5 protein-coding genes and 1 pseudogene are annotated in these 5,060 nt (G+C 46.6%); all 6 read right to left on the bottom strand.

What is annotated here, in order from left to right:
- Positions 1 to 11 precede the first annotated feature (11 nt).
- The 6 genes and pseudogenes from SD31_RS00200 to SD31_RS00215 all read right to left on the bottom strand — a co-directional run bounded on the left by SD31_RS00200 (position 12) and on the right by SD31_RS00215 (position 4,997).
- Positions 12 to 722 carry a hypothetical protein gene (locus SD31_RS00200; RefSeq protein ID WP_231560976.1) on the bottom strand — a complete coding sequence of 237 codons (711 nt, stop codon included), beginning with the start codon at positions 720 to 722 and terminating at the stop codon, positions 12 to 14.
- A gap of 272 nt (positions 723 to 994) precedes the next feature.
- Positions 995 to 1,798: a glycoside hydrolase family 2 TIM barrel-domain containing protein gene (locus SD31_RS16790; protein WP_197053451.1), complete on the bottom strand. Its 804-nt coding sequence runs from the start codon at positions 1,796 to 1,798 to the stop codon at positions 995 to 997.
- A 64-nt stretch (positions 1,799 to 1,862) separates the two neighbouring features.
- Entirely contained in the window at positions 1,863 to 2,681 is an 819-nt protein-coding gene (locus SD31_RS16795) for a sugar-binding domain-containing protein (RefSeq protein WP_197053452.1), read from the bottom strand.
- A 13-nt stretch (positions 2,682 to 2,694) separates the two neighbouring features.
- Positions 2,695 to 2,997: a chitobiase/beta-hexosaminidase C-terminal domain-containing protein gene (locus SD31_RS16800; RefSeq protein ID WP_197053453.1), complete on the bottom strand. Its 303-nt coding sequence runs from the start codon at positions 2,995 to 2,997 to the stop codon at positions 2,695 to 2,697.
- 97 nt (positions 2,998 to 3,094) lie between these two features.
- A pseudogene (locus tag SD31_RS00210) lies at positions 3,095 to 4,527 on the bottom strand (beta-N-acetylhexosaminidase); the annotation flags it as partial.
- Positions 4,528 to 4,595: 68 nt separating this feature from the next.
- Complete coding sequence (locus SD31_RS00215; protein WP_052258483.1) at positions 4,596 to 4,997, bottom strand: family 43 glycosylhydrolase; 402 nt, start codon at positions 4,995 to 4,997, stop codon at positions 4,596 to 4,598.
- Between the last annotated feature and the right edge of the window lie 63 nt (positions 4,998 to 5,060).

Raw genomic sequence — 5,060 nt, forward strand, 5'->3', positions numbered from 1 at the left:
CGGCCATGCTTTTAATKCTGTAGCAACTCTGTGTCAGCGTCTTGGGGAGCCGCGATCCACACGGTCGCCAATAGATTGCTGGTTACCGAAGCATTAAAAGCATGGCCGTGCAGCCAGTTATACAATTGTTGATGCTCATCCTTAGAGAAAGGATCGAGATAGCGCAGCACAAAGGAAGTGACCAATATCTCCATTTCGGAAAGCCTTCCGCTTAACAGATCTGCAAGCAGGCTGTCCTTCACCATTTGTTCGTGTTTTTTGGATGCTGTCGCATAGTTCCACAGCGAATAGATACGCATAGAACCTGTCAAGCTATCCTCCATACCGTGCACGACGGGTACCTTTAGTTTTGCCAGCGTCTCGATAGCATGCAAGCGGTCTTCGCCAGCAGTGTCAAGATAAGCCGCTACAATCTTATCCACCCAATGTTTACGATCTTGCGGGTCGACCGCAGCCTGCGCCAATACCCGCCAGATGCCGATACGATATTTCGGCACATCACCAAATAATCGTTCTTCTTGCAGATATACCTCACGGACCTCATCCACAGCTTGGTTCTCCCACAGCAAAAATTCTGCTGCATGTACTTTTATCCACTCTTTCTCGGAGTGCAAAAGTGATTTTAGATCTGTCAGTGCTTGTGCCCTGTTCTGTCCGATACCGTGCAAAGGCATACTAATCAACAGAATGACACCCACTCGAAATATATTCACGATTACCATTCAATTTGCTTTATGTAGAAATATATCAAATACACCAGAAAAGACCTACCCATATGGGATATCACGAGATAATGCTTTATCTTCTGTCGAACCCCCTATTTCAGACCCTCAGGGAGTTTTCGAAAAAATTCTTTTAATCCTTTCCATATCAAACTTGGTCGAGCGGTCATAATTGTAAATACCGTTCTGCTCCTGCTCGACGTCGGTCAGCTGGGTATAACAGTAACCCCAAACATGTGCGGAAAGCGATAAAAGTTGATCTACCTGTCCCTCTAAGCGTTGGTAAAACTCTTCCATCGTTCGTGGGGCATCCCCATCATCCCCAGGTCCTGTGTCTTCGAGTCTAACTGCTGAAGCTTCTCATCGCTCACCCATTTGATACCACCGAATTCATCCACGAAATAGGGCATTTTCCCATCATAGACAGGAAATACATAATTATTGTTGTCCTTGACCTCGTTGAAACCGATGTTCCTCGAGCCCGGATGGGCATGGTTCGGTGTCTGGAAAAAATTGCCGTCCTTATAGATGATATCCCTTAGTGTCACCGGATCCTGCTCATAGTGGTGTACCGTCCAGATATCCGTGAGGATATGCGCACCGCCACTTACAGCATTCACAGGACGTGTCGGATCAATAAGTTTGGTGAGGTTATAAACGTCCGCTACAAGACGGGGATAGTTTGTCTTATCAGGCCACCACTGCTCGTTGAACGGTGTCCATACCACTAGTGAGGGATGGTTTCGATCTCTTTTGACACATTCAGCCCATTCAGAAATAAAATTACGGGCCGCTTCTATATTGTTTGCATCCATTCCCCAGCTGGCACTCTCCCCCCAGGTGAGATAACCCAACTTATCTGCCCAATAGTAATACCGCTCCTCAAACACTTTTTGATGCAATCTGGCACCATTGAAGCCTGCGTTTTTTCCCAGAATAATATCCTTTTTAAGGTCGTCGTCAGAGGGAGAGGTCCAAATTCCTGTGGGATAAAAGCCTTGATCCAAAACCAAACGTTGATAGTACGGTTCGTTATTCAGGTAAATCTTGTTGCCCTCCACATGTATCTTACGCATCCCAAAATATGAACTTACTCTATCCAGCTCCCGCCCATCGGTAGAGGTGACGGATAATTCCAGATCATACAGAAACGGGCGTTTCGGGAGACCAGAGTTTAGGATTTTCTATGGGAATGGCAACAATACTTGAATTATTGGCTGCAACAGTTCGTGTCGCAATGACCTTTCCACCCTCCTTGATCCGTATGTTTAGGGTATTTGTACTCTCCTGATAATACATAGGATGAATGATCACCTGCTGCTGATCTATATCCGTTATGACGTGAATAGATTGCAGTGCATACTGATCAACAGCTTCCATCCATACGGTCTGCCATATACCCGTCGTCCTTGTATAATTGCAGTTATGGGATAGGAGTTGAAGCGATTGCTTCCCTGCTGTTTGCACACCAGAACGGACATCACTGGAGGCGACTACGACCAAATCATGCTGCTGTCCCTCCTTTACGAAGGGTGATATATCATAACTAAAGGAAGAGCTGCCTCCGTGGTGCCTGCCCACAAAATTTCCATCGATATAGACTTCGGATTCGTAATATACCGCACCGAAATGCAGGATTATTGATTTCCCAGACCACGATGGCGGGACAGATATAGACCGGTGATACCAAATACGGGGGATAAAATCCGTATGTTGAACACCGGACAACTGACTTTCGGGGGCAAATGGAACAGTAATAGTACCCGCGAATCCCTTCGAGTTTATATAATCTCTTTCAAAACCTGATTTTACCAGATCCAGCTCATAGGTCCAAGTCCCGTTTAGGTTTATCCAGTCTTGGCGTTCAAACTGTGGCCGGGGGTATTCCGGCTTAGGTATACCTCCATACGTGTGGGATATAAGTGAAGCAAATACGAATAAATAACTTATAAATTTCATCGCTATGGTATTACTATTTTTCCAAATGTACTATAGCCCTGATACTTATCGGGCTGATCCGTTGTCCGTTTTTAAATGTCGCTGCACGGACTGTTTTATATACTGGCACCTCAAATGGACCTTCGAACCGATTTGATTGCGTTGTGGGTTCAGTGCCATCCAACGTATAGTATATTTCCGGCTGATAGCTATCCGTCAGCAGGTTGACCGTCGACTTATTGTTGGAGATGTCATCCGCTACCTCGAAATACACCTGATACGCACTGCGAGAATAGTTGATCCCTTTCTCTTCATAACGTTTATATTGCTCTTCCATTCGTTCTTTTAAAATCTTCCCAATCTTTGCTTTCCGGATTGCTCCAGGCAATCTCGGCCAATGCAGCACCTCTGGGGTAGGTCATATACTCATTTTTTTCTGATGAATGAATGAATTCACTCCAGAGATTTCCCTGCACGCCCAATACATACTTCTGCTCCTCGGCTGTAAGCTCTTCGGGTATGGCTCATAGCCATATACTTTCCTTAGCGGGGTGTGCCCCCATATAGCGAAAGGCTCCAGATAAGGTTCTCCCTGAAAATAGTCAAAATACATGTGCGAGGTCGGTGTCATCACCACGGGATGTCCCATCTTCGCAGCGGCAATCCCCCCTTTCGTACCACGCCATGACATCACAGCCGCATTAGGTGCTAAGCCACCGTCCAGAATCTCATCCCAGCCGATTATTTTTCTTCCTCTGTTGTTCAGGAATTTCTCTATGCGTGTAATGAAGTAACTTTGAAGTTCATGCTCGTCTTTAAGATTTTCTTCCTTTATCCGCTTTTGACAGTGCGGACAGGCGGACCAACGCTTCTTAGGAGCCTCATCTCCACCGATGTGGATGATCTCACCCGGAAATAGCTCTATTACTTCTGAAAATACGTTTTCGAGAAAAGTAAATACTTCTTCCTTCCCTGCACAGTAGATATCGTCCTGTATTCCCCAATGCTCCGGGATCTTAAAAGGCCCTCCGGTACAGGACAACTCCGGGTAAGCGACCAAAGCCGCAAGTGAATGGCCGGGAAGCTCAATTTCTGGAATGACGGTTACATAACGATCTTTGGCATAAGCTACCACGTCTCTGATTTGCTCCTGCGTATAAAAACCACCATGCGGATTAGGATCTATATTGTTCCCCGGCTGGAAGTTTGTACCTGCCCGCCAGGCACCCACCTCCGTCAGTCGGGGATATTTCTTTATCTCTATACGCCAGCCATGATCTTCAGTCAGATGCCAGTGGAACACATTCAGCTTGTGCATGGAGAGGTAGTCGATAAATTTTTTGACATATTCCACGGAATAGAAATACCTGCCCACGTCCAGCATCAATCCCCGCCAACCGAAACGGGGGCGGTCAACGATATCCACCGCCGGAAGGGAGACCTTGGAATCACTCACCTCCGTGGGAATGAGTTGGTAGATGGTCTGGATACCGTAGAATATCCCACTACCCTTAGCAGCTTGGACAACGATGCCCTTGTCAGTAACAGATAGTCTGTAACCTTCATCACCCAACGTATCAGGCACAATCTGCAGCAGGATGGATTTCCCTTTCCCATTAGGCTTACCCCTCTTGAGAGACAGGCCCGTGCGGTCAGATATCCCCTGCACGAAAAGATCCGCCAGTTTCAACAGTTCCTCATTATTGTCATCAACCCGGACAGTAACATTCCTGTCCAACTTGAAATAGCCACTGTGCCGCTCCACTTGCAAAGGCTGCGGGATCAGTGATAGCTCCAGATTGGATTCCTGCGCACCGGCTTTAAGACATAAAAAAACAAATACAATGAAATAAAAAACCTTTGCCATAGCTATAGTTTACCTTATGAAATCGGACATGGAAGATCCAGACGAGGGATATACCCCATCCAGTCCCTTTATTTTTTCTTAAATACCGGTGCCGGTTTTTCGGTCACACTGGGCGAACCTCCTTCTATCACAGGCCACCCATCTGTCCAGGTTACCTTATCCAGCATCAGTACCCGCCGGGTCGCCCCAGAGGAAACTTTGGGTTTTTCTTTATCTATCGCATGGTATATCAACCAGTCCGTACCCTCATCATCGGTAATCAGACGCGCATTGTGACCGGGGCCGGCATACACCGCATTACCCTGCAAGAATACTGTTCCATTTCCACGTTCCCGGATATCCTTTCCATTTTTGTCCAGATAAGGTCCTTGCAGGCTCGTGGATCGTGCAATCCGGACATGGTAGTCACTAGCTGCTCCATCACAACAGTGTCCTCCATAAGAACCCAAAGAAATACGTACTACCGTCATCGCTWMMATGCCAAMMGACCGAACTTCCTAAAACATTTCTCCCGCAGCGATCTAAAATTTTTT

It is taken from the genome of Sphingobacterium sp. T2 (assembly GCF_000814685.1).
GTDB lineage: Bacteria > Bacteroidota > Bacteroidia > Sphingobacteriales > Sphingobacteriaceae > Sphingobacterium > Sphingobacterium thermophilum.

Excerpts from the sequence above, each read along its gene's own strand:
- SD31_RS16790 (WP_197053451.1), bottom strand. The coding sequence starts at position 1,798 with ATGCGTAAGATACATGTGGAGGGCAACAAGATTTACCTGAATAACGAA.
- SD31_RS16795 (WP_197053452.1), bottom strand. The coding sequence starts at position 2,681 with ATGAAATTTATAAGTTATTTATTCGTATTTGCTTCACTTATATCCCAC.
- SD31_RS16800 (WP_197053453.1), bottom strand. The coding sequence starts at position 2,997 with ATGGAAGAGCAATATAAACGTTATGAAGAGAAAGGGATCAACTATTCT.
- SD31_RS00215 (WP_052258483.1), bottom strand. The coding sequence starts at position 4,997 with ATGACGGTAGTACGTATTTCTTTGGGTTCTTATGGAGGACACTGTTGT.